Here is a 23,717-nt window from a genome sequence, read left to right as displayed (position 1 = left end):
GGTCCGCGGGTGCTGCATCATCCCCCCGAGATGCCCGAGACTTCGGGGGACACCGTCCCCAAGCCCGCCGTCCCCGCGCTGCCGCCCGTCGCGGCCGCGCCCGCCGCCCCGGCCCCGCGGATCCCGGCGCCCCGCGCCGCGACCGCCACCGTGGACGAACAGGCGGAACCGCGGGGCTGTCTCTTCGCGCTCTCCCAGCCGCCCCTGATGATCTTCCTGGCGGTGATCGGCGCGCTGCTGCTGATGGCCGCGGTCCACGACCTTTTCCTGCTCTGACCCCTGCTCCGAGCGGTAGCGGTACGGCGCCGCCGTCCGGTCAGCCCGCGGCTTCCTTGCGGCGCGCCCGGTAGGCGGCGACGTGCAGCCGGTTCCCGCAGGTGCGGCTGTCGCAGTAGCGGCGGGAGCGGTTGCGGGAGAGGTCGACGAAGGCCCGGCCGCAGTCCGGTGCCTCGCAGCGGCGCAGCCGCTCCTGCTCCCCGCCGACCACGATGAAGGCGAGCGCCATGCCGCAGTCGGCGGCCAGGTGGTCGGCGACGGACGCGCCCGGCGCGAAGTAGTGGACGTGCCAGTCGTAGCTGTCGTGGTCGGTGAGCTGCGGGGTGGTTCCGGCGCCCGCCACGAGCTGGTTGATCAGGGTGGCCGCGATCCGGGCGTCGGGCGCGGAGAACACGGCCGTGAAACGGTCGCGCACGTCGAGCACGGCCCGCAGGTCCGCCGCGGTCAGTTCGCCCACGTCGCTGATCTTGTGGGCGTGCACGAACGACAGCAGTGCGTCGATGTCCCCGAGCGCGTCGTCGCGGTCACCGCGCGCGGCGGTGTTCATCAGATCGACGACGGTGTCGAGCGCGATCCGGGTGTCGTGGGGGATCAGCACGATTCGCTCCCTGGCCGGCTGCGGGCGGGTGCCCGCGAATTGCGCTGAACTCTAGCGCGACCCGGAAAAGCGCATCGGCGCCCCGCACCGCGCCGGCTGCGCGGTGAGGAGCGCCGATGGTGGGAAGACACGACTGCCCACGCGGCGCCGTCTCCCCGAGTCGGACGGCGCCGTGCGGCTCTCGGCCTGGCTCAGCTCTCGGCCAGGATGTGGGAGAGCTCCGTGTCGAGGTCGAAGTGGCGATGCTCGGTGCCCGGTGGCACGGCAGCGTCGGTCCTCTTGAGGAACGACTCCAGGGCCCGCGCCGGGGCCTCGAGCAGGGCTTCTCCCTCGGGGGAGCTCAGTGCGATGCAGACGACTCCCTGACCGTGGCTGCGCGACGGCCAGACGCGGACGTCGCCCGTGCCGGTGGGCCGGTGCAGCCCCTCGGCGAGAAGGTCGCGGGCGAAGACCCACTCGACCGTCTCCTCGGCTCCGGTGTGGAAGGTGGCGTGCACGGCATACGGATCGGCCGTGTCATACCGCAGGCCCGCGGGTACAGGCAGTGAGGACTCGCTCGACACAACGAGGCGCAGGTGCAGCTCGCAGCTGACCGTGGTGTTCATAAGCGCCAGGGCCTTTCGCTCAGTGTGCGCTCGGGGATTCGCACGTCGGCGAAATCGACATGCCACCTACGGTGCCGTTGTAAACCCCTCTGTCTGTTTTGTGATCGTTCAGGTAGCTCGTATGGACGCGTGTAACTTTGGGTAATACGGCCATTCCGGCAAGGCGGCACCGTCCGGTAAGTTGGGGCCATGAATGCGGAGAGTGACCAGCGCGCCGGGGAATCCGAAGAGGCGCCCCTGGGATCCCGGGCCCCTGAATTCATCAAGGCCCGCCGGACCCTTCACCTGAGCTGGCAGGTCGGCGTCTTCGTCGTCGGCCTCGCCGTCGTCGGCGCGGGCATCGTGATGCTGCCGCTGCCCGGACCGGGCTGGCTGGTGATCTTCGCGGGCATGGCGATCTGGGCCACCGAGTTCGTCTGGGCCCAGCTGGTGCTGCGCTGGACCAAGCGCAAGGTCACCGAGGCCGCCCAGCGCGCCCTCGATCCCAAGGTCCGCCGCCGCAACATCATCCTCACCGTCATCGGCCTGGTGATCATCGCGGTGCTGCTCGGCATCTACCTCTGGAAGTTCGGTCTCGTCATGCCGTGGAAGATCGACGAGTAACCCGTCGTTGGTACGGGAGCCCCGCTGACATGGGGTAATGTTTGCGGTGCGCCCGGGCGATTAGCTCAGTGGGAGAGCGCTTCGTTCACACCGAAGAGGTCACTGGTTCGAACCCAGTATCGCCCACCACCCGGACCGAGGGCCCGGAGACGACACCGTCTCCGGGCCCTCGGCGCGTTCCCGGCCGGCCGCCGCTCAGCGCAGCCGCCCGAGCCGCTCCCGCAGCCGCCGGGCGTCCCGCAGTCGCTGCTCATAGGTGGCGCCCACCGCGAGCAGCAGCAGCCCCGCCAGGGCCGGCGGCAGCCAGCGCGGCAGCGCCGCCACCGCGCGCAGCACGTACGGCGTCAGCTCGTGCGCCCCGACCAGGGCCAGCACCATCCCGCCGAGCACCAGCGGCGCCTGCAGCCGCCACCGTGCCCCCACCAGCGTCACCAGCAGCGCCGCCCCGCCCAGGAGCAGCGGCCGCGGCCCGCCCGGCACCGCCCAGACCGCCAGCAGGCTCGGCACCAGCGTGACCGCGAGCCCCGGGCCGTACGCCGTCCAGGACGACGCCTCCCGGTCCGTACGCCGCCGCAGCACCCCCACCACCAGGGCCGGGACCGTCACCGGCAGCGTGTACGCCTCCGGCACCGTCACCTCCCAGGCCGCGAGCCGCACCCAGCTCGCGAGCAGGAACAGCGCCGCCGCGCACCAGGACGCGACCTGGCGGCGCTCCGCCCGTACCGCCGTCGCCGCCGCGATCACCCCGGCCAGCGCCAGCGCGAGCGCGCCCGGCGCCGCCCGGCCCGCGGCGAGCACCAGGGCGACGACCCCCACGGCCGCGCCGGTCGCCTCCACCACCAGCGCGAGCGGGTGCCGCCGCAGCCACCCGCCCACCGCCGCCGACCCGGCGGGCACCACGAGCAGCACCAGACCCGCGGCCACCGGATCGAGGCCCGCCACCGCCGCTCCCTCGGCGACCAGACCCGCCACCGTGAGCACCGCCACGCCCCCGGCGACAAGACGCCGACCGCCCGCACCGACCGCCGCGAGCCCGCCGAACAGCACCACGAGCACCCCGAGCGCCACGAACGTCCCCGCCCGGGTGTCCACGGCCACGCCGAGCGCCGACCCCGCCGACAGCAGACCGCACGCACACCCCAGCCAGCCCACCAGCGTCGCGGGCCAGCCGCCCGCCGGGAGCCGCACCCCGCGCAGCGCGGGCACCGGACGGGCCGCCAGGGCCAGCGCCGCCGCCGTCGTCAGCAACCGCGTCGCCAGCGTCCACCCGTACGGCAGCAGCAACGCCACCGGCAGCTCCGTGAGCAGCACCCAGACGAGCACCAGCGCCGGGCCGCGCGCCCACAGCCGCGGCACCAGCGCCGTCGCCACCACCGCGATCAGCAGCACCGGCAGCGCCGACCACGCGTAGGCGGTCATCACCGCGTCGGACAGGTCCCGCGCCCACGTCGCCTCCGCACCGGCCGGGGCGAGCAGCCCCACCGCGGCCGGCGGCAGCGCCCACAGCACCCCCAGCCCCAGCACCCCGCCGCCCGCCGCCGCGAGACCCCGCCGCAGCACCCCCGGCCGCGCCCTGCGGACCAGCACCGCCGCCGCGAGCCCCACCCCCAGGAGCGCGTACACCGCCACCAGCCACGCGTCGGACACCAGAGACCGGTACGCGCCGCCCGCCGCCGCGATCAGCGCGATGCCCGCCGCCACCGCCGCCGCGAACGAGGCCGGAGCCGCCTGCGTACGCGCGTACCGCGAACCCAGCCACAGCAGCGCCGCCGCGCACACCACGAGCAGCGGCAGCGCCGTCAGCCGCGCGTCGAAGGACAGGACGAGCCCGACGCACAGCGCCCAGCCGCCCAGCACGGCCGCCGCCGCGCCCGCCGTCGTCCGCGGGGCCGACGGCTTCACGGACACCAGCACCGCCAGGTCGGCGAGCGCCGTCAGGAGCATCGCCCAGGTCACCGGCAGCCCCCCGCCATCGGCCGCCGCCACCCCGAGCGGCAGCGGCAGCTGGGCCGCGACCACGGCGGCGGGCAGCGGCAGCCGCGGCCCGGACAGCGCACGCCCGTACCCGCCCCAGGCGGCCGCCAGGACCGCCGACACCACCGCCGTGTACGCCAGTCCGCCGGTGGCCGCGAACACCACCCGGTGCAGCGCGTACGCGTCGAGCACGGTCAGCAGCAGACCGAGCGCCGCCACCGCCTCCGCCGTCGACCGCAGCCCGCGCCGCAGCAGCACCACCGGCACCAGGAGCGCGGCCGCGGTGACCACGCCGAGCACCGCCGACCGGCCGCCGATGCCCATCGAACCCCAGCTGACCAGGGTGAACACGAGCGCGGCCACGGACAGCAGCACCCCGCCCAGCGTGAGCAGCACGTTCTGGGTGTCGCGCGGGCTCGCGTCGGGCCGGGACCGCACCGCGGGCCACGGCTCGGCCGAACGGCCCGGGCCCGGCCCGGGCATCGTCGAAGGCACCGGAACGGGCACCGGGACCGGCGAGGGCGTCCGCATCGCGTGCAGCACCCGGAGCAGCCAGTCCCGCCGGGCGAGGAGATGGGCCCGGCGGATGTCGAGCGCCGCGAGCTCGCGCTCCACGAGCGCCAGCTCCTCGGCGGGAGGCAGAGGGGAGGTCATGCCACGGAGTGTGGCGCCGGACACACTCCCGGCGGATGCGCGCGGGTACTCAGATCCACGGCTGAGTACCCGACACTGGCCCCATGGACTGGTGCCACTACCGCTTCCGCAGCGTCTGGCGCCTCGCCGCCCCGCCCGACACCGTCTACACGGTGCTGGCCCGCGCCGAGGACTATCCGCTCTGGTGGCCGCAGGTCCGCGAGGTCGTCCCGCTCGACGACCGCACCGGCACCGCCCGCTTCCGCTCGCTGCTCCCGTACGAACTCGTCGTCACCGCCCGGGCCGTGCGCCAGGATCCGGTCGCCCGGGTCCTGGAGGTCTCGCTGCGCGGCGACCTCGACGGCTGGGCCCGCTGGACCCTCACCCCCGAGCCCGCCGGCACCGGCCCCGGCACCGGCGCGGAGATCGGGACCCGCGCCCTGTACGAGCAGGAGGTCGACGTCCGCAGCCCGCTGCTGCGCGCCCTCGCCGTGCCCGGACGCCCCTTCTTCCGCGCCAACCACACCCTGATGATGCGCGGCGGCCGCCGCGGCCTCACCGCCCACCTGCGCGGCCCCCGGCCGCCCGCGCCGCCATCGGTTTGAACCGAGCCCCGTCGGGACTGTATGGTTCAACGCGTTGCCCGGGCGATTAGCTCAGCGGGAGAGCACTTCGTTCACACCGAAGGGGTCACTGGTTCGATCCCAGTATCGCCCACCGGGAAAAGGCCGGTCCGTCACCAGACGGACCGGCCTTCGCCGTTCAGGCCGCCGCCCGCAGCTCGGGCCGCAGCGGCCACGCCGGGTCCACCGGCTCCGGCGTGCCCTGCCGCGCGAACCACGCCTGCAGACCACGGGCCTGGGCCGCGTGCCACACCGCCTGCAGGGTGTGCAGCTCACCCGGCGACAACCGTTCGAGCCGGGACGCGAACCGCCGCCCCACCGCCCGGACCACGTCAAGGGCCGCCGCCGCGTCCGCCGCCGCGTCGTGCGCCCCGTCGAGCACCACCTCGTAATGGGCGCACAGGTCCGTCAGCGTCCGCCGCCCCTTGCGGTACCGGTCCAGGTGCTTGTCCAGGACCCGCGGGTCGAGCACGCACAGCGGCACATGCTCCAGATAGCGCGGCAGCGACGACGCCCGGTGCCGCCGCAGCTCCCGGTCCAGGATCGTCAGATCGAACGGCGCGTTCATCACCACCAGCGGGCGGCCCGCCGCGCTCTGTTCGGCTATCGCCCGGGCCAGCTCCTCCACCACCGGCGACGGCCACCGGCCGTGCCGCTGGAGATGATCGTCCGTCAGCCCGTGCACCGCGGTCGCCCCGGGCGGCACCGGCACGCCCGGGTTGACCAGCCAGCGCGTCACCCGCGGCCGCATCCCGGCCGCGTCCTGGACGACGAGGGCGGCGGACACGATCCGGTCCTCCTCGACGTCGACTCCCGTGGTCTCCGTGTCGAAAGCGGCCAGGGGCCCCTCGAACCAATTGGTCGTCATCCCCGAACTCCTCGCACGTGCGCGGCAGATGGCCATCCCCCTGCCCGAATCGTTGATACCCGGGCTGTTTGCGCCGTACGCGGACCGGTCACAACACAGGTGACGGGGAAGGGAATTGACATGGCGCTCGCCCAGCCCGAGTCGGATGGGCTGCCACCCCAGCGGGCAGCACCGCTGCGCGGCTCACTCGCCACCACCGCCTGCATGGAGACCCTCCAGGTGGGGTATCTCCACGCGGTCGCGGCGGCGGCCGGGTGCTCGCTGTCGCAGCCGTTTCCGGACAACGGCATCGACTGGCACGTGAGCCACGGCTCGCCGGGCCACACCGTGGACGACGAGGTGACCATCAAGGTGCAGCTCAAGTGCACCTACCAGATACCGCCGAGGCCGCCGGGAGCCACCTCGGGCACCTTCTCCTTCACGCTCGACAACGAGCACCTGGTGAAGCTCGCCCGGACCCCCGTCGCGGTCCACAAGATCCTGGTCGTGATGCTCGTACCGCGCGACCGGGACGACTGGCTGCGGGCCGGGCACGACGGGCTCGACCTGCGCCACTGCTGCTACTGGATCAACCTGGCCGGACACCCGGTCACAGGACGCCACAGGACCACCGTGCGCATCCCGACGGCGCGGATCTTCGACGACCGGGCGCTGTGCGGGATCATGGCCCGGGTCGGCGTGGGAGGGAGACCCTGAATGCACCGGCCCATCGAGGAACCAGCCGACGGGGCCGGTCACGGCCCCATGTCCGTACCGCCGCCGTTCCGGCCCCACCCCCACCCCGCGCCCGCCGAACTCCCCGGCCACTGGACCGGGGTGCCCGCCGCCCCCGTCGGCCCCTGGGCCGACTTGGGCGAGGCCCCCGACCCCGGCCGGGTCGACCCCCGGGTGCTCGGCGCGCTGCTCGCCCGGCACGGCTGGCGGCGGCGCGGCGGGGCCGCCGGACGCTACAGCCGCTGGTCCCCGCCCGGACCGGCGGCCGGCAGCCGCGGCGTCAGCCTGCTCGTCCCGGAGAGCCGGGCCTTCCCCGACTGCGCCGACCTCATCGGCGAGGCGCTCACCGCCCTCGCCCACAGCCCCGACCCCACCGCCCGCGAGGTGCTCACCGGCCTCGCCGTCCCCAGCGACGAGATCCGCTGGTGGCGCGACGTGCCACCGGGACCCGCGGGCGCGGTGCCCTGGCCGGTGCAGGAACAGCTGCGCACCGCCGCCCGCGGGGTGCTGCTCGCCGGGGCGCTCGCCGTCCGCGGCCGGGCCGGGTACCACGGCTCCCGGCACCGGCGGCAGGCCCAGGCGTCCCTGGAGTCGGTGGTGGTCGGCGCCGCCCCCGGCGGCCGGGGCATGACCGCCTTCCTGCCCGTCGACCCCGGCCGGGCCGTCTCGGTGCGGCTCTACCACGCGCTGTACGCGGCCCGGGAGGCCGTCGACTACCAGCGGGCCACCGGCGGCATGGAGGCGTTCGACGCGGCGGTCGAGGCCGGGGTGAGCCGTGAGCTCACCGAGGCCCTGGTGGCGCTGGTGCGCGGCTCCGAGGGCGCCAGCGTCGCCCTGGAGTGGTCCCCGGCCGCCGGGACCCCCGAGGGCTGCGCGATCCGCCCCGAACCCGTCGAGTTCTCGCCCGGCGACCTGCCCGCGCTGCGCGAGGCGGGCGCCCGCTATCTGAACGACGAGCCGTCCGTGCCGGTACGGATCACCGGCACCGTGGTCCGGATGCGCCGCTCGGGACCGCGCGGCGAGGGCACCGTACGGCTCCGGGTGCTCGCGGGCGCCGAGGTCGGGCACGTCCGGGTCACCCTCGACGAGGACGCCTACCGCACCGCGGGCCACGCCCATCTCGTCGGCCTGCCGATCCGGGTGGTCGGCCGGCTGGAGAGCCGCGGCGGCTTCCGCCGCCTCAGCGACGCGACCGGCGTCGCCCCGGTGCAGGTGGACGAGGCCGAGCGGGACCGGCTGATGAAGTCGCGGCACGGCTCGATCGAGGACCCCGACTTCTTCGGGGAGCCCGACGGGCCCGGCGAGGACTGACCCGGGGACCGATCCGGGGACCGACCCGGGGCCCGATCCGGGGACCGGGCGGGGGCGCCCGGCGGGCGGCGGCCGGGGCCGGTGGGGCGGCCCCGCTGCCAGTAGGATCGGGCGTGCGCGGCACCTCGTCTCTGCCGTGCGCCGTTGGCGCCGGCACCTCGTGTCTGCCCGCGCCCCTATGTATGGAGCACTCGTGTCTGAAGTCCGCGTGACCGTCCAGTCCGCCGAGGGGCCGGAGGCAAGGGCGGTGAGCGCGGGCAGCACGGCCGGCGCCCTGTTCGCCGACGACCGCACCGTCATCGCCGCCCGGGTCGGCGGTGAGCTGAAGGACCTCTCCTACGAGCTGGCCGACGGCGATGTCGTCGAGGCCGTGGAGATCTCCTCCGAGGACGGTCTGAACATCCTGCGGCACTCCACCGCGCACGTCATGGCGCAGGCCGTGCAGGAGCTCTTCCCCGAGGCCAAGCTGGGCATCGGCCCGCCGGTCCGGGACGGCTTCTACTACGACTTCGACGTCGAGAAGCCGTTCACGCCCGAGGATCTCAAGACCATCGAGAAGAAGATGCAGGAGATCCAGAAGCGCGGCCAGCGCTTCGCCCGCCGCGTCGTCACCGACGAGGCGGCCCGCGAGGAGCTCGCCGACGAGCCGTACAAGCTGGAGCTCATCGGCATCAAGGGCGCCGCGTCCACCGACGACGGCGCGGACGTCGAGGTGGGCGGCGGCGAGCTGACCATCTACGACAACCTCGACGCGAAGACCGGCGAGCTGTGCTGGCGCGACCTGTGCCGCGGTCCGCACCTGCCCACCACCCGGAACATCCCGGCCTTCAAGCTGATGCGCAACGCCGCCGCCTACTGGCGCGGCAGCGAGAAGAACCCGATGCTCCAGCGCATCTACGGCACCGCCTGGCCGTCGAAGGAGGAGCTGAAGGCCCACCTCGACTTCCTCGCCGAGGCCGAGAAGCGCGACCACCGCAAGCTCGGCAACGAGCTCGACCTGTTCTCCGTCCCGGACGAGATCGGCTCCGGCCTCGCCGTCTTCCACCCCAAGGGCGGCATCATCCGCCGGGTCATGGAGGACTACTCGCGCCGCCGGCACGAGGAGGAGGGCTACGAGTTCGTCTACACGCCGCACGCGACCAAGGGCAAGCTCTTCGAGAAGTCCGGTCACCTCGACTGGTACGCCGAGGGCATGTACCCGCCCATGCAGCTCGACGAGGGCGTGGACTACTACCTCAAGCCCATGAACTGCCCGATGCACAACCTGATCTTCGACGCGCGCGGGCGCTCCTACCGTGAGCTGCCGCTGCGCCTGTTCGAGTTCGGCACCGTGTACCGGTACGAGAAGTCGGGCGTCGTGCACGGCCTGACCCGGGCCCGCGGCTTCACCCAGGACGACGCCCACATCTACTGCACCCGCGAGCAGATGGCGGAGGAGCTCGACAAGACGCTCACCTTCGTCCTCAACCTGCTGCGCGACTACGGTCTGGACGACTTCTACCTGGAGCTGTCCACCAAGGACCCGGAGAAGTACGTCGGTTCCGACGAGGCGTGGGAGGAGGCCACCGCCGTCCTCCAGTCGGTCGCCGAGAAGCAGGGCCTGCCGCTGACCCCCGACCCGGGCGGCGCCGCGTTCTACGGCCCGAAGATCTCTGTGCAGGCGCGCGACGCCATCGGCCGTACCTGGCAGATGTCGACCGTGCAGCTGGACTTCAACCTGCCGGAGCGCTTCGACCTGGAGTACACCGCGGCGGACGGCTCGCGTCAGCGCCCGGTGATGATCCACCGCGCCCTGTTCGGCTCCATCGAGCGCTTCTTCGCGGTGCTCCTGGAGCACTACGCGGGCGCCATGCCGCCGTGGCTGGCCCCGGTGCAGGCGGTCGGCATCCCGATCGGCGACGCGCACGTCGAGTACCTGCAGGAGTTCGCCGCCGAGGCGAAGCGCAAGGGCCTGCGGGTCGAGGTCGACGCCTCGTCCGACCGGATGCAGAAGAAGATCCGCAACCAGCAGAAGCTCAAGGTCCCCTTCATGATCATCGTCGGTGACGACGACATGAACGCGGGCACCGTCTCCTTCCGCTACCGCGACGGCTCGCAGGAGAACGGCGTCCCCCGCGAGGAGGCCCTGGCCAAGATCGCCGACGTCGTCGAGCGGCGCGTCCAGGTCTGACCCGGCCGACGCGGCACACGTTCCAGGAGCGGCCCCCGGGGATCACCCCGGGGGCCGCTCCCGTGCCCGCGCCGAGCCTTCCGCGACACCCTTCAGCGCTCGTCCTCCCGCCGGAAGCTCTGGATCAGCCACGACGAGAACGAACCCGTCACCGCCCCGAGCAGCGCGAGCCCGCAGGCCATCAGACCGACCGCGACCGTACGGCCCAGCGGCGTCACCGGGGCCACATCGCCGTACCCCACCGTCGCCAGCGTCGCGCAGGTCCACCACACCGAGTCGCCGAAGGTGCGCACGGTGGCCCCGGGCGCCCCGTGCTCGGCCTGGTAGACGGTGAGCGCCCCCGCGAAGCCCAGCAGCAGCGCGGTGAGCCCGGCGTACGTCATCACCCGGGCGTACAGGGTGAGCCGCGGCCGGTCCTGGCGGCGCTGCACCCGGTCGTACAGCTTGACCATCCGCAGCGGGCGCAGCAGCGGCAGCAGCACCACCACGGTGTCGAGCAGATGGCGGCGGACGAAGCGCAGCGGGCCGAGACCGCTGAGCCGGAGCCGGACCGCGTAGTCGGCGACGAACAGCGCCCAGGCGGCGAAGGTGAGGGCCAGGCACAGGTCGCGCCAGACGTCCGGCAGGTCGCGGGCCAGGATCCGGACCGCGTAGCCGCCGAGGTAGACCAGGGAGGCCACGGTCAGCGGGAGCTCCATGCGGCGGTCCCAGCGGTCCTGCCGGGGCGGGGTCGGGGGACTGTCGCTCATCGGTCAAGGATCGCCTCCGCGCCGATCTTCCGCCCCGGCGACACGTTCCGAACGGGCGAAGCAATATGCTGCACAGCATGACGACTGAGCCGGAGCAGCAGATCGGAGTGGGGACGCCGGACGCGTTCCAGCGCCTGTGGACGCCTCACCGGATGGCGTACATCCAGGGCGAGAACAAGCCGACCGGGCCGGGCGCCGACGACGGCTGTCCGTTCTGCGTGATCCCGTCGAAATCGGACGAGGACGGTCTGGTGATCGCGCGCGGCGCCAGCGTGTACGCGGTGCTCAACCTGTACCCGTACAACGGCGGCCACCTGATGGTGGTGCCGTACCGGCACGTCGCCGACTACACCGACCTCGACCCCGCCGAGACCGCCGAGCTGGGCGAGTTCACCAAGCGGGCGATGGTCGCGCTGCGCGCGGCCTCCGGCGCGCACGGCTTCAACATCGGCATGAACCAGGGCACGGTGGCGGGCGCCGGGATCGCCGCGCACCTGCACCAGCACGTGGTGCCGCGCTGGGGCGGCGACACCAACTTCATGCCGGTGGTCGGCCACACCAAGGTGCTGCCGCAGCTGCTCGGCGACACCCGGAAGATGCTGGCCGACGCCTGGCCCGCCGCGCTCTGACCACGGCCCCGGAGCCCCGGAGCCCCGCCGTCCCGGAGACCCGGGACCCCGCACCGCCCGGAGGGCCGGCTGCTACGCGTCGTAGAGGTCGGCCTTCCTCGGCCCCGGGTCCTGGATGCCGCCGCTGAGCATCAGCGAGCGGCTGGTGAAGCGCTCGGTGTCGACGTTGTGGTCGTCCAGGACCCGGATGGTGGCCGCGTGCACCGCGCGCAGCACCGGGGTCGCCGTACGGATGGCGTCGTCGGCCATGAAGCGATGCCGCCAGGGCTGTCCGGCCCAGGCGTGCCGCAGCCCGAAGGGCTCGGGCAGCACCAGCTTGCCGCCGAGGAAGTCCAGGACCGGCGGGAACCAGGTGAGCGGCGCCCGGACGGCCTGACGGACCACATCGTCGGTGTCGGTGACCGGCAGCTTGATCTCGCGGGTCTCCCAGAACCGGACGGTCTTGGAGACCTCCTTGGTCTTCGCCTTGGGCTTCGCGGAGAACAGCGAGTGCACCGGGCCGAGCGCGTGACCGGTGACCTCCACGCGCAGCGTGCGGTGCAGCGAGGTGACCGTCACCATCATGGTGAGCACCAACTGGCCGTCCCACAGGGTGAACTGGACGCCCAGGTAGTGCCGGTTGCCGCTGCCGAACTGCTGGTCGTTGCAGATGCGCTGTATCTCGTGCGGCTTCACCTGGAAGTGCACGATGTTCTCGCCCTCGGGGCGGGACACCTCGTCGGCGCCCTCGCCGACCGGGGAGACGATCCAGTGCTTCACCGTCGGCTTGGGGAAGCCGGTCTTCAGTGAACCCCGCTCCAGCAGGGTGAGTTCGGTGTGGATCTGCCGGACCACGTCCCAGGCGCGGAAGTCGTGGAGCTCCTTGCCCTCGCGCGGGACCAGCTCCTCGGCCATGGTCCAGCTGCCCCAGCGGGTGCCCATGCCCAGTATTCCCTTGGGGCCCGCGTAGAAGACGATGTTGGACTGCTGCTCGGCGCCGAGCTTCTCCAGGTTGACCCGCAGCTCCTCGGCGGTCTTCTCGGTGGGGTCCTTCGGCACCGCCTCGGGCACCGCGGCGCCGACACCGCCGCCGCTGAGCAGCGCGGTCCACCGCTCGCGCAGCGCGACCGCGGTGTTCTCGCAGATCCGGCGGGCCAGGAACCAGCCGAGGACCGGCGCCACGATCATCGCCCGCAGATAGTTCGGCAGCACCCCGTCGAACGGCAGCTTGATCAGCACCAGCGCGGCGAACAGTCCGGCGGCGACCAGCAGGGCGGTGCCGACGGCGCTGGTACGGCGGTTCTCCGAGCCCGCGGCGAGCCGGCGCAGCTGGATCACGCCGAGCCACAGAAGGAGACCGGGCAGGAACAGGACGCCGAGGAAGAAGGTGACCAGGGTCAGCTTGATGTCGCGCTGCTTGCGGATGCCGCTGGCGGCGAGGCAGTGCTCGACCACCGGCTGCGGGTCGGCGCCGAAGGACTGGATGAGCGGTTTACGGGCGCCGCCGAGCATCCGGACCTGCACGGCGCGGGAGAACGCCTCGCCGAGGTCGGGCCGGAACAGCTTGGTCCACTTGCCTTCCTTGACCTTCGACTGGTGCCAGTCGTTGTTGGCGTCCAGGATCGCCTCGACCGGGCTGTCGCGGTACGCGGCGGAGGCGAGGGCATGGGTGGCCGCCGTCTGCGCGTCAGAGCCCTGGAGGGGGATCTGCGCCCCGATGCCGAAACTGCCGATCGTCACTGCCGCCCCCATCGCCACGGTTCCTGTGCGGGCTGTTCCCAACTGCCGCGCCCCGCACACCTTCTGAGCTGGGCACCCCAGCGTAACCGGGTGGCGACCACCGCGTCACCGGAGCGGCCGGAGCCGTCCGAATGCGGTCCGCACGCGGTCCGCCCGGCGCCCCGGCCGCCCGAGGACCGCGCCCGCCCGGGCCCGCCCGGTGCCGACCCGTCGTCAGCCACCGGGCGGGCACGGGCCGTTCAGGCCGCCCGGCCCGGCTTCCCGGCCGCCTCCGCGCGGATCCGCTCCGCGAGCTGCGGCGGCATCGGCTCGTGCCGGGCGTAGGAGCGGTCGAAGCCGCCGGTGCCGTGCGACACGGACCTGAGGTCCACCGCGTACCGCCCGATCTCGATCTCCGGCACCTCGGCGCGCACCAACGTCCGTCCGGAACCGGCCTGTTCGGTGCCGACGACCCGGCCGCGCCGCCCGGACAGATCGCTCATCACCGCGCCCACGTACTCGTCGGGGATCAGCACCCGCACCTCCGCGACCGGCTCCAGGAGCCGCACCTCCACCTCGGCGGCCGCCTCCCGCAGGGCCAGCGCGCCCGCCGTCTGGAAGGCCGCGTCGGAGGAGTCCACCGAGTGCGCCTTGCCGTCGCGCAGCGTCACCCGGATGTCGACCAGCGGGTATCCGGCCGCCACGCCGCGGGCCGCCTGGGCCCGGACGCCCTTCTCCACCGACGGGATGAAGGACCGCGGCACGGCGCCGCCCACCACCTTGTCGACGAACTCGATGCCGCTGCCCGGCGGCAGCGGCTCCACCTCGATCTCGCAGATCGCGTACTGGCCGTGCCCGCCGGACTGCTTCACATGCCGGCCGCGCCCGCCCGCCGGGCCGCCGAAGGTCTCCCGCAGCGACACCTTGTGCGGCACGGTGTCGACCTGGACGCCGAAGCGGCCGCGCAGCCGCTCAAGGGCCACGTCGGCGTGCGCCTCGCCCAGGCACCACAGCACCACCTGATGGGTGTCCTGGTTCTGTTCGAGCCGCATCGTCGGGTCCTCGGCGACGAGCCGGGCCAGGCCCTGCGAGAGCCGGTCCTCGTCGGCCTTGCTGTGCGCCTCGATCGCCAGCGGCAGCAGCGGCGCGGGCAGCCGCCACGGTTCCATCAGGAGCGGGGTGTCCTTCGCGGACAGGGTGTCGCCGGTCTCGGCCCGGGACAGCTTGCCCACACAGGCCAGATCGCCCGCCACGGCGTGCGCGAGGGTGCGCTGCTGCTTGCCGAACGGGGAGGTCAGGGCGCCGATCCGCTCGTCCGCGTCATGCTGCTCGGGGCCGCCGCCGGCCGCGCCGTCGCCGGTCCCGCCGACGGCACCCGCCGCCCGTGCGCCGTCGGCGAGACCGTGCCCGCACACGTGCACGGTCTCGTCGGGCCGCAGGGTGCCGGAGAACACCCGTACCAGCGAGAGCCGCCCCACGTACGGATCGGACGAGGTCTTCACCACCTCCGCCACCAGCGGGCCCTCCGGGTCGCAGGCGAGGGCCGGGCCCGCCGCGCCGTCCGGGGTGGTCACGGCCGGGGCGGCCCGCTCCAGGGGGCTCGGGAAGCCGCCGGTGATCAGCTCCAGGAGCTCGACCGTGCCGAGACCCTGACTGCCGCCGTCGGCCGCCGCCGCGGCGGCGAGCACCGGATGGAAGGTGCCGCGCGCGACCGCCTTCTCCAGATCGTCGACCAGCGTCTTGAGATCGATGGTCTCGCCGCTGAGGTAGCGGTCCATCAGGGACTCGTCCTCGCTCTCGGCGATGATCCCCTCGATCAGCCGGGCCCGGGCCTCGGCGATCAGCGGCCGCTGCGCCTCGTCGGGCGGGTCCTCCCGGCGCGTCCCGGTCGAGTAGTCGAAGATCCGCTCGGTCAGCAGCCCGACCAGGCCGGTCGCGGGCGCGTGCCCGTCGGCGCCCTCGGCGCCGCGCACCGGCAGGTAGAGGGGGAGCACCGCGTCGGGGTCGTCGCCGCCGAAGAGGGTGCCGAGGAGTTCGGTGAGCCGGGTGAAGTCGGTGCGGGCGGTGTCCAGGTGGGTGACCACGATCGCCCGGGGCATCCCGACGGCCGCGCACTCCTCCCACACCGCGCGGGTCGCCCCGGCCACCGCGTCGGCCTCCTGCGCGGCCGAGACGACGAACAGGGCCGCGTCCGCGGCGCGCAGACCGGCCCGCAGCTCCCCGACGAAGTCGGCGTACCCGGGGGTGTCCAGGAGGTTGATCTTGTAGCCGCCCCAGGCGAGCGGGACGAGCGAGAGCTGTACGGAACGCTGCTGGCGGTGCTCGATCTCGTCGTGGTCGGAGACGGTGCCGCCGTCCTCGACCCGGCCCGCCCGGTTGACCGCGCCCGCGGTCTGGGCGAGGGCCTCGACGAGGGTGGTCTTGCCCGATCCGCTGTGGCCGACCAGCACCACGTTCCGCACCTCCGCGGGCCGGTCGGCCGTCGGAGCCCTGCCCGCGGCTCCGGCGTGGGTGTGCGCCTTGTCGCCCATGATGTGCCTCCCGACTGCTCGTACGGTGAGGTGAAGTGGGGTGGGGCGCGGGCGAGGGGGGAGTGGCGCGTCCGGCGGCGTCCGGGGCACCCGGCCGCCCGTCGCGTGCGGCTCCGGCGACGCCCGCGGTCGTCCTACGAGCTTTGCACCGACGTCACGCTGCGTCCATACGTCGTACGCGTGACGGCCGGAAGGCGCCCCGCCGGTACCCGTGGCGGCGGCCCCGACCCGGCTCGGACGCCCGTACGAGCCGGGGTCGGCGACGCGGCGGGCGGGTGCCGCCGCTTTCGCGGGGGCCCACGTGGCTACGATGGGTGAGCCGGTGGTCGTAGGGGCCGCGCGGCCCACCGAACCTCGGGAAGGCCATGCTGAACAAGTACGCGCGTGCCTTTTTTACGCGTGTCCTCACACCGTTCGCCGCGTTTCTGCTCCGCCGGGGCGTCAGCCCCGACACCGTCACGCTGCTCGGCACCGCCGGCGTCGTCGTCGGCGCCCTCGTCTTCTTCCCCCGCGGCGAGTTCTTCTGGGGGACGATCGTGATCACGGCCTTCGTCTTCTCCGACCTCGTCGACGGCAACATGGCCCGGCAGGCCGGGGTCTCCAGCCGCTGGGGCGCGTTCCTCGACTCGACCCTCGACCGGGTCGCCGACGGCGCCATCTTCGGCGGCTTCGCCCTCTGGTACGCGGGCAAGGGCGACGACAACGTGCTGTGCGCGGTCGCGATCTTCTGCCTGGCCAGCGGCCAGGTCGTGTCGTACACCAAGGCGCGTGGCGAATCGATCGGCCTGCCGGTCGCCGTGAACGGACTGATCGAGCGCGCCGAGCGCCTGGTGATCTCGCTGGTCGCCGCCGGTGTCGCCGGACTCCACACGTTCGGCGTGCCCGGCGTGCAGGTGCTGCTGCCGATCGCGCTGTGGATCGTGGCCGCCGGTTCCGCGGTGACCCTCGGCCAGCGGGTCGTGACCGTGCGCCGGGAGTCCGCGGAGGCCGACGCCGCCGCGGCCCGGGGCAGCGAGGCCGCCTCGTGAGCGCACCGAAGGACACCAAGGACACCAAGGACGCGAAGAGCGCCAAGGGCGGCGAGGACGCCAGGACCTTCAAGGACACGGTCACCGACGGTCTGTACGGCCTCGGCTGGGCCACCGTGAAGAAGCTGCCGGAGCCGGTGGCCAAGGCCCTCGGCCGCCGGATCGCCGACATCGCCTGGAAACGGCGCGGCAAGAGCGTGCTGCGCCTGGAGTCCAACCTGGCCCGGGTGGTGCCGGACGCCACGCCCGAGCGGCTCGCCGAGCTGTCGAAGGCCGGGATGCGCTCGTACATGCGCTACTGGATGGAGTCCTTCCGGCTGCCCACCTGGAGCAAGGAGCGCGCCGCCGGGAGCTTCGACCCCAAGGGCGTGCACCACCTCACGGACGCCCTCGCCTCCGAGCACGGCGTGATCATCGCGCTGCCGCACATGGGCAACTGGGACCTCGCCGGGGTGTGGGTGACCCGGGCGATCGGCGTGCCCTTCACCACGGTCGCCGAACGCCTCAAGCCCGAGTCGCTGTACGACCGGTTCGTCGCCTACCGCGAGTCGCTCGGCATGGAGGTGCTGCCGCACACCGGCGGCGCCGCGTTCGGGGTGCTCGCCCGGCGGCTGCGGGCCGGGGGACTGGTCTGCCTGGTCGCCGACCGCGACCTGTCCGCGTCCGGCGTCGAGGTCGACTTCTTCGGCGAGCGGGCCCGGATGCCCGCCGGACCCGCGATGCTCGCCCAGCAGACCGGCGCGCTGCTGATCCCGGTGACCCTCTGGTACGACGACACCGACGTGATGCGCGGAGAAGTGCACGCGCCGATCCCGGTGCCCGGGTCAGGCACCCGCGCCGAGAAGACGTCCTCCATGACACAGACCCTCGCCGACGTCTTCGCCGGGGGCATCGCGGACCACCCGGAGGACTGGCACATGCTCCAGCGACTGTGGCTCGCCGACCTGGCGGAACGGCCCTCGGCGGCCGACCGGGCGGGGGAGCGGGACGCGTGAGGATCGGTATCGTCTGCCCGTACTCCTGGGACGTGCCGGGCGGCGTCCAGTTCCACATCCGCGACCTCGCCGAGCATCTGATCCGGCTCGGCCACGAGGTCTCCGTGCTGGCGCCCGCCGACGACGAGACCCCGCTGCCGCCGTACGTGGTGTCGGCGGGGCGCGCGGTCCCGGTGCCGTACAACGGCTCCGTGGCGCGGCTCAACTTCGGCTTCCTGTCGGCGGCCCGGGTGCGGCGCTGGCTGCACGACGGCACCTTCGACGTGGTCCACATCCACGAGCCGACCTCGCCCTCGCTGGGGCTGCTCACCTGCTGGGCGGCGCAGGGGCCGATCGTGGCGACCTTCCACACCTCCAACCCGCGCTCCCGCGCGATGATCGCGGCCTACCCGATCTTGCAGCCCGCCCTGGAGAAGATCAGCGCCCGGATCGCGGTCAGCGAGTACGCCCGGCGCACCCTGGTGGAGCACCTGGGCGGCGACGCGGTCGTCATCCCCAACGGCGTCGACGTCGACTTCTTCGCCGGGGCCGAGCCCAAGGCGGAGTGGCAGGGCGGCACGCTCGGCTTCATCGGCCGCATCGACGAGCCCCGCAAGGGCCTGCCGGTGCTGATGCGGGCGCTGCCGAAGATCCTGGCCGAACGCCCGGACACCCGGCTGCTGGTCGCCGGGCGCGGTGACGAGGAGGAGGCGGTGGCCTCGCTGCCGCCCGAGATGCGCGCCCGGGTCGAGTTCCTCGGCATGGTCAGCGACGAGGACAAGGCGCGGCTGCTGCGCAGTGTCGACGTGTACGTGGCGCCCAACACCGGCGGCGAGTCGTTCGGCATCATCCTGGTCGAGGCCCTGTCGGCGGGCGCGCCGGTGCTCGCCGCCGACCTCGACGCCTTCGCCCAGGTCCTGGACCAGGGCGCGGCGGGCGCGCTGTTCGGCAACGAGGACGCCGACGACCTCGCCGCGCAGGCGCTGCGGCTGCTCGGCGACCCGGAGCGCAGGGCCGAGCTCAGCGCCCGCGGTTCGGCGCATGTGCGCCGCTTCGACTGGTCCACGGTCGGCGCGGACATCCTCGCGGTCTACGAGACGGTGACCGACGGCGCCGCGTCGGTGGCGGCGGACGAGCGCGCGGGCGGCGGCCTGCGGGCGCGGCTGGGGCTGTAGCGGGGGAGTGCTCGGTGGGGGCGCGGGTGTGCGTGGGGCGGGCGGGACGCCGGCCCCGGCGCCCCGCACCCCGGGCCAGGTCCCGCACCCGGTCCCGGTGCTCGCCGCCGAGGCCCACGCGGCACTCGGGCACCGCCCGTCCCGGTAGCCTGTGCGCCCGTGACACAAACCCTGATCTGGACCGTTGCCGCGCTGATCCTCATCGGCGTCTACCTCAGCTGGACCGCGGGACGGCTCGACCGGCTGCACACGCGGATCGACGCGGCGCGCGCCGCGCTGGACGCGCAGCTGCTGCGGCGGGCCTCGGTCGCGCAGGAACTGGCCACGTCAGGGGTGCTCGACCCGGCCGCCTCGATCGTCCTGTACGAGGCGGCGCACGCCGCCCGGCAGGCCGAGGAGGAGCACCGCGAGGTCGCCGAGAGCGAACTGAGCCAGGCGCTGCGGGCGGTGTTCGGGGAGGCCGAGCAGGTCGAGGTCGTCCGGGCCGCGCCGGGCGGCGAGGAGGCGGCCGGGGAGCTGGCGGCGGCCGTCCGGCGGGTGCCGATGGCCCGGCGGTTCCACAACGACGCGGTCCGCGCGGCCCGCGCCCTGCGCCGCCACCGCAAGGTCCGCTGGTTCCGGCTGGCCGGACACGCCCCGTTCCCGATGGCCTTCGAAATGGACGACGAACCCCCGCTCGCGCTTGCGGATCGCCCGGCCTGAGGCCCGCTCACCTTCGTACCGCGTCAAAACGATCCACCGCCTCCACATTGGCCCTTGCTGTGGACCGCATCGGGGCGGTTTCCTCCTCTTGTCGTCAACCCCGTTGTCACATGTGAGGTACCCCGTGTCCACCACGCCTTCCACTTCTCCGCAGTCCGCCGACAACTCGGCGATCGGCACCTCCCGGGTCAAGCGCGGCATGGCCGAGCAGCTCAAGGGCGGCGTGATCATGGACGTCGTCAACGCCGAGCAGGCGAAGATCGCCGAGGACGCCGGCGCCGTGGCCGTCATGGCCCTGGAGCGGGTGCCCGCCGACATCCGCAAGGACGGCGGCGTGGCCCGGATGTCCGACCCCAACATGATCGAAGAGATCATCGAGGCCGTCTCCATCCCGGTCATGGCGAAGTCCCGCATCGGCCACTTCGTCGAGGCCCAGGTCCTCCAGTCGCTCGGCGTCGACTACATCGACGAGTCCGAGGTCCTCACCCCGGCCGACGAGGTCAACCACTCCGACAAGTGGGCCTTCACCACCCCCTTCGTCTGTGGCGCCACCAACCTGGGCGAGGCCCTGCGCCGCATCGCCGAGGGCGCGGCCATGATCCGCTCCAAGGGCGAGGCCGGCACCGGCAACGTCGTCGAGGCCGTCCGCCACCTGCGCCAGATCAAGAACGAGATCGCCAAGCTGCGCGGCTTCGACAACAACGAGCTGTACGCCGCCGCCAAGGAGCTCCGCGCCCCGTACGAGCTGGTCAAGGAGGTCGCCGAGCTCGGCAAGCTGCCGGTCGTGCTGTTCTCCGCCGGTGGCGTCGCCACCCCGGCCGACGCCGCGCTGATGCGCCAGCTCGGCGCCGAGGGCGTCTTCGTCGGCTCCGGCATCTTCAAGTCCGGCGACCCGGCCAAGCGCGCCGCCGCCATCGTGAAGGCCACCACCTTCTACGACGACCCGAAGATCATCGCGGACGCCTCCCGCAACCTGGGCGAGGCCATGGTCGGCATCAACTGCGACACCCTGCCCGAGGCCGAGCGCTACGCGAACCGGGGCTGGTAAGCACCCATGAGCACTCCCCTCATCGGAGTCCTGGCGCTCCAGGGCGACGTACGGGAGCACCTGATCGCCCTGGCCGCGGCGGACGCCGTGGCCAGGCCGGTCCGGCGCCCCGAGGAGCTCGCCGAGGTCGAAGGACTGGTGATCCCCGGTGGCGAGTCCACCACGATCTCCAAGCTCGCGACGCTCTTCGGGCTGATGGAGCCGCTGCGCCAGCGCATCGCGGCCGGGATGCCGGTCTACGGCACCTGCGCCGGACTGATCATGCTCGCCGACAAGATCCTCGACCCGCGCTCGGGCCAGGAGACCTTCGGCGGCATCGACATGATCGTCCGCCGCAACGCCTTCGGCCGCCAGAACGAGTCGTTCGAGGCCGCGGTCTCGGTCACCGGCATCGACACCCCGGTCGAGGGCGTCTTCATCCGCGCCCCGTGGGTCGAGTCGGTCGGCGCCTCGGTCGAGGTGCTCGCCGAGCACGAGGGCCATGTCGTCGCCGTACGGCAGGGCCGGGCGCTCGCGACCTCGTTCCACCCCGAGCTCACCGGCGATCACCGGATCCACGAGCTGTTCGTCGACATGGTGCGCGCCGAGCGGTGACCTGACCCTTGTAGGATCTCTGGGGTTCGTTCAGAAATGGGTTACGCGAAGGAGACAGGCAGATGTCCGGCCACTCTAAATGGGCTACGACGAAGCACAAGAAGGCCGTGATCGACGCCAAGCGCGGCAAGCTCTTCGCGAAGCTGATCAAGAACATCGAGGTCGCCGCCCGGACCGGCGGTGCCGATCTCGACGGCAACCCGACGCTGTACGACGCCGTCCAGAAGGCCAAGAAGCAGTCGGTCCCGAACAAGAACATCGACTCCGCGCTCAAGCGCGGTGCCGGTCTCGAGGCCGGTGGCGCCGACTACGCCACGATCATGTACGAGGGCTACGGCCCGAACGGTGTCGCGGTGCTCATCGAGTGCCTCACCGACAACCGCAACCGTGCCGCCTCGGACGTGCGCGTCGCCATGACCCGCAACGGCGGCTCGATGGCCGACCCCGGCTCGGTGTCGTACCTGTTCAACCGCAAGGGCGTCGTCGTGCTGCCCAAGGCCGAGCTGACCGAGGACGACGTCCTCGGTGCCGTCCTCGACGCGGGCGCCGAGGAGGTCAACGACCTCGGCGAGTCCTTCGAGGTCATCTCCGAGGCCACCGACCTGGTCGCGGTCCGCACCGCCCTCCAGGAGGCCGGTTACGACTACGACTCGGCCGAGTCCAGCTTCGTCCCGACCATGCAGGTCGAGCTCGACGAGGAGGGCGCGCGCAAGATGTTCAAGCTGATCGACGCCCTGGAGGACAGCGACGACGTGCAGAACGTCTACGCCAACTTCGACGTCAGCGACGAGGTCATGGCCAAGGTCGACGCCTGATCGTCCGCCCGGACACCGGCATGATCACCGGCCCGGTCACCGCGTGACCGGCCTCGCACCACGCAGCGGGCCGACGGGACACACCCCGTCGGCCCGCTGCGTTGTCGGTGCCAGCCGATAGCCTGCACAAACAGGCTTGCGAGCGGTTCGGCGACGTTCGCGATCAGCGAGAGCGAGGGAGGGGGCGGCGTGCGCGTACTCGGGGTGGACCCGGGGCTCACCCGGTGCGGCGTGGGCGTGGTCGAGGGGACGGCCGGCCGGCCGCTGACCATGCTCGGCGTCGGCGTGGTGCGCACCCCGGCCGACGCCGACATCGGCGTCCGGCTGGTCGGCATCGAGCGCGGCCTGGAGGAGTGGATCGACCGCTTCCAGCCCGAACTCGTCGCCGTGGAGCGGGTGTTCAGCCAGCACAACGTGCGTACGGTGATGGGCACCGCCCAGGCCAGCGCGGTCGCCATGCTGTGCGCCGCCCGGCGCGGCCTGCCCGTCGCCCTGCACACCCCCAGCGAGGTCAAGGCCGCCGTCACCGGCAGCGGCCGCGCCGACAAGGCCCAGGTCGGCGCCATGGTCACCCGGCTGCTCCGGCTCGCCGAGCCGCCCAAGCCCGCCGACGCCGCCGACGCCCTCGCGCTCGCCATCTGCCACATCTGGCGCGCCCCCGCGCAGAACCGCCTCCAGCAGGCGGTCGCCCAGAACCGTCTCCAGCAGGCCGCCGCCTCGCGCACCCCGAAAGGCCGCACCCCATGATCGCCTTCGTCAGCGGCCCGGTCGCCGCCCTCGCCCCCATGACGGCCGTCGTCGAGGTCGGCGGGATCGGCATGGCCGTCCAGTGCACCCCGAACACCCTCGCCACCCTGCGGGTCGGCGAGCCAGCCCGGCTCGCCACCTCCCTGGTGGTCCGCGAGGACTCGCTCACCCTGTACGGCTTCGCCGACGACGACGAGCGCCAGGTCTTCGAGCTGCTGCAGACCGCCAGCGGCGTCGGCCCCCGGCTCGCCCAGGCCATGCTCGGCGTGCACAGCCCCGACGCGCTGCGGCTCGCCGTCGCCACCGGCGACGAGAAGGCGCTCACCGCCGTCCCCGGCATCGGCAAGAAGGGCGCCCAGAAGCTGCTCCTCGAGCTCAAGGACAAGCTGGGCCAGCCGCTCGGCAGCAGCGGCCTGGTCGGCCAGCAGCGCGCCGTCGCCGCCGGTCCCGCGCCCTGGACCGAGCAGCTGGCCGCCGCGCTGATCGGCCTCGGCTACGCGAGCCGCGAGGCGGACGAGGCCGTCGCCGCGGTCACCCCGCAGGCCGAGGCCGCCATCGCCGAGACCGGCTCCGCGCCGGTGCCGCAGCTGCTGCGGGCCGCCCTGCAGAGCCTCAGCCGGGCCCGCTGAGCCCTCGGGGCCCGGCCGGCCCG

Annotated in this window: 23 protein-coding genes and 2 tRNA genes; 18 read left to right on the top strand and 7 right to left on the bottom strand. The window is 73.3% G+C overall.

From position 1 onward, the window contains the following. Positions 1-30 precede the first annotated feature (30 nt). Entirely contained in the window at positions 31-276 is a 246-nt protein-coding gene (locus ACIPXM_RS13430) for a hypothetical protein (protein ID WP_401655229.1), read from the top strand. Between the two features lie 40 nt (positions 277-316). Here the strand turns inward: ACIPXM_RS13430 and ACIPXM_RS13425 are convergent, their stop codons facing one another. Next, positions 317-874 carry a CGNR zinc finger domain-containing protein gene (locus ACIPXM_RS13425; protein WP_401654987.1) on the bottom strand — a complete coding sequence of 186 codons (558 nt, stop codon included), beginning with the start codon at positions 872-874 and terminating at the stop codon, positions 317-319. A 191-nt stretch (positions 875-1,065) separates the two neighbouring features. Continuing rightward, positions 1,066-1,479 carry an SsgA family sporulation/cell division regulator gene (locus ACIPXM_RS13420; protein WP_003959770.1) on the bottom strand — a complete coding sequence of 138 codons (414 nt, stop codon included), beginning with the start codon at positions 1,477-1,479 and terminating at the stop codon, positions 1,066-1,068. Between the two features lie 189 nt (positions 1,480-1,668). Between ACIPXM_RS13420 and ACIPXM_RS13415 the strand changes: the two genes are divergently transcribed. Together ACIPXM_RS13415 and ACIPXM_RS13410 are read left to right on the top strand one after the other, a co-directional pair. After that, complete coding sequence (locus ACIPXM_RS13415; RefSeq protein WP_401654986.1) at positions 1,669-2,082, top strand: TIGR02611 family protein; 414 nt, start codon at positions 1,669-1,671, stop codon at positions 2,080-2,082. Positions 2,083-2,136: 54 nt separating this feature from the next. Then, a tRNA-Val gene (locus ACIPXM_RS13410) sits at positions 2,137-2,211 on the top strand. Positions 2,212-2,277: 66 nt separating this feature from the next. Here ACIPXM_RS13410 and ACIPXM_RS13405 read toward each other — a convergent pair. After that, positions 2,278-4,710 carry an SCO7613 C-terminal domain-containing membrane protein gene (locus ACIPXM_RS13405; RefSeq protein ID WP_401654985.1) on the bottom strand — a complete coding sequence of 811 codons (2,433 nt, stop codon included), beginning with the start codon at positions 4,708-4,710 and terminating at the stop codon, positions 2,278-2,280. Between the two features lie 83 nt (positions 4,711-4,793). Here ACIPXM_RS13405 and ACIPXM_RS13400 point away from each other — a divergent pair, with 83 nt between their 5' ends. Continuing rightward, on the top strand, positions 4,794-5,294 hold the full coding sequence (locus ACIPXM_RS13400; protein ID WP_401654984.1) for an SRPBCC family protein: 501 nt from the start codon (positions 4,794-4,796) through the stop codon (positions 5,292-5,294). 40 nt (positions 5,295-5,334) lie between these two features. Beyond that, positions 5,335-5,406: transfer RNA gene (locus ACIPXM_RS13395), tRNA-Val, on the top strand. Between the two features lie 45 nt (positions 5,407-5,451). Here the strand turns inward: ACIPXM_RS13395 and ACIPXM_RS13390 are convergent. Next, positions 5,452-6,180, bottom strand: coding sequence for a 3'-5' exonuclease (locus ACIPXM_RS13390; RefSeq protein WP_401654983.1), 729 nt, complete (start codon positions 6,178-6,180; stop codon positions 5,452-5,454). A 120-nt stretch (positions 6,181-6,300) separates the two neighbouring features. Here ACIPXM_RS13390 and ACIPXM_RS13385 point away from each other — a divergent pair, with 120 nt between their 5' ends. From ACIPXM_RS13385 to thrS, 3 genes are all read left to right on the top strand, one after another. Next, positions 6,301-6,876, top strand: a complete 576-nt coding sequence (locus ACIPXM_RS13385; RefSeq protein WP_401654982.1) for a DUF4365 domain-containing protein — start codon at positions 6,301-6,303, stop codon at positions 6,874-6,876. Then, positions 6,877-8,205: a hypothetical protein gene (locus tag ACIPXM_RS13380; RefSeq protein ID WP_401654981.1), complete on the top strand. Its 1,329-nt coding sequence runs from the start codon at positions 6,877-6,879 to the stop codon at positions 8,203-8,205. 193 nt (positions 8,206-8,398) lie between these two features. After that, the gene (gene thrS / locus ACIPXM_RS13375) at positions 8,399-10,375 is read left to right on the top strand and encodes a threonine--tRNA ligase (RefSeq protein WP_401654980.1); all 1,977 of its coding nucleotides are present in this window, start codon (positions 8,399-8,401) and stop codon (positions 10,373-10,375) included. Between the two features lie 92 nt (positions 10,376-10,467). Here thrS and ACIPXM_RS13370 read toward each other — a convergent pair whose 3' ends face one another. Further along, positions 10,468-11,124, bottom strand: coding sequence for a potassium channel family protein (locus ACIPXM_RS13370; RefSeq protein WP_401654979.1), 657 nt, complete (start codon positions 11,122-11,124; stop codon positions 10,468-10,470). Between the two features lie 65 nt (positions 11,125-11,189). On the opposite strand from ACIPXM_RS13370, the gene ACIPXM_RS13365 reads away from it, so the two are divergent. Next, entirely contained in the window at positions 11,190-11,753 is a 564-nt protein-coding gene (locus ACIPXM_RS13365; protein WP_401654978.1) for an HIT family protein, read from the top strand. A 72-nt stretch (positions 11,754-11,825) separates the two neighbouring features. Here the strand turns inward: ACIPXM_RS13365 and ACIPXM_RS13360 are convergent, their stop codons facing one another. Together ACIPXM_RS13360 and ACIPXM_RS13355 are read right to left on the bottom strand one after the other, a co-directional pair. Next, on the bottom strand, positions 11,826-13,484 hold the full coding sequence (locus ACIPXM_RS13360; RefSeq protein WP_401654977.1) for a hypothetical protein: 1,659 nt from the start codon (positions 13,482-13,484) through the stop codon (positions 11,826-11,828). Positions 13,485-13,711: 227 nt separating this feature from the next. Continuing rightward, the gene (locus ACIPXM_RS13355; RefSeq protein ID WP_401654976.1) at positions 13,712-15,982 is read right to left on the bottom strand and encodes an elongation factor G-like protein EF-G2; all 2,271 of its coding nucleotides are present in this window, start codon (positions 15,980-15,982) and stop codon (positions 13,712-13,714) included. Positions 15,983-16,347: 365 nt separating this feature from the next. On the opposite strand from ACIPXM_RS13355, the gene pgsA reads away from it, so the two are divergent. From pgsA to ruvA, 9 genes are all read left to right on the top strand, one after another. After that, on the top strand, positions 16,348-17,010 hold the full coding sequence (gene pgsA / locus ACIPXM_RS13350; protein ID WP_401654975.1) for a phosphatidylinositol phosphate synthase: 663 nt from the start codon (positions 16,348-16,350) through the stop codon (positions 17,008-17,010). Next, complete coding sequence (locus tag ACIPXM_RS13345; protein ID WP_401654974.1) at positions 17,007-18,005, top strand: phosphatidylinositol mannoside acyltransferase; 999 nt, start codon at positions 17,007-17,009, stop codon at positions 18,003-18,005. Before pgsA ends, ACIPXM_RS13345 begins: the two co-directional genes overlap by 4 nt. Further along, positions 18,002-19,159 (top strand): glycosyltransferase family 4 protein, encoded by a 1,158-nt coding sequence (locus ACIPXM_RS13340; RefSeq protein WP_401654973.1) that lies wholly within the window; start codon positions 18,002-18,004, stop codon positions 19,157-19,159. Before ACIPXM_RS13345 ends, ACIPXM_RS13340 begins: the two co-directional genes overlap by 4 nt. Before the next feature lie 159 nt (positions 19,160-19,318). Next, positions 19,319-19,861, top strand: coding sequence for a hypothetical protein (locus tag ACIPXM_RS13335; protein ID WP_401654972.1), 543 nt, complete (start codon positions 19,319-19,321; stop codon positions 19,859-19,861). A 124-nt stretch (positions 19,862-19,985) separates the two neighbouring features. Then, positions 19,986-20,909, top strand: coding sequence for a pyridoxal 5'-phosphate synthase lyase subunit PdxS (pdxS, locus tag ACIPXM_RS13330; RefSeq protein ID WP_401654971.1), 924 nt, complete (start codon positions 19,986-19,988; stop codon positions 20,907-20,909). Between the two features lie 6 nt (positions 20,910-20,915). Next, positions 20,916-21,503: a pyridoxal 5'-phosphate synthase glutaminase subunit PdxT gene (gene pdxT, locus ACIPXM_RS13325; RefSeq protein WP_401654970.1), complete on the top strand. Its 588-nt coding sequence runs from the start codon at positions 20,916-20,918 to the stop codon at positions 21,501-21,503. Positions 21,504-21,565: 62 nt separating this feature from the next. Further along, positions 21,566-22,318, top strand: a complete 753-nt coding sequence (locus ACIPXM_RS13320) for a YebC/PmpR family DNA-binding transcriptional regulator (RefSeq protein WP_401654969.1) — start codon at positions 21,566-21,568, stop codon at positions 22,316-22,318. Between the two features lie 189 nt (positions 22,319-22,507). Beyond that, positions 22,508-23,065: a crossover junction endodeoxyribonuclease RuvC gene (ruvC, locus tag ACIPXM_RS13315; protein WP_401654968.1), complete on the top strand. Its 558-nt coding sequence runs from the start codon at positions 22,508-22,510 to the stop codon at positions 23,063-23,065. Continuing rightward, the gene (gene ruvA / locus ACIPXM_RS13310; protein ID WP_401654967.1) at positions 23,062-23,694 is read left to right on the top strand and encodes a Holliday junction branch migration protein RuvA; all 633 of its coding nucleotides are present in this window, start codon (positions 23,062-23,064) and stop codon (positions 23,692-23,694) included. Before ruvC ends, ruvA begins: the two co-directional genes overlap by 4 nt. The last annotated feature ends 23 nt before the right edge of the window (positions 23,695-23,717 follow it).

The sequence above is a fragment of the Streptomyces sp. NPDC090025 genome (assembly GCF_044748125.1).
In the GTDB taxonomy this organism is placed as follows: Bacteria; Actinomycetota; Actinomycetes; order Streptomycetales; family Streptomycetaceae; genus Streptomyces.
The sequence above is the reverse complement of the archived record's forward strand: the minus strand, read 5'-3'. Positions and strand labels throughout refer to the sequence as shown.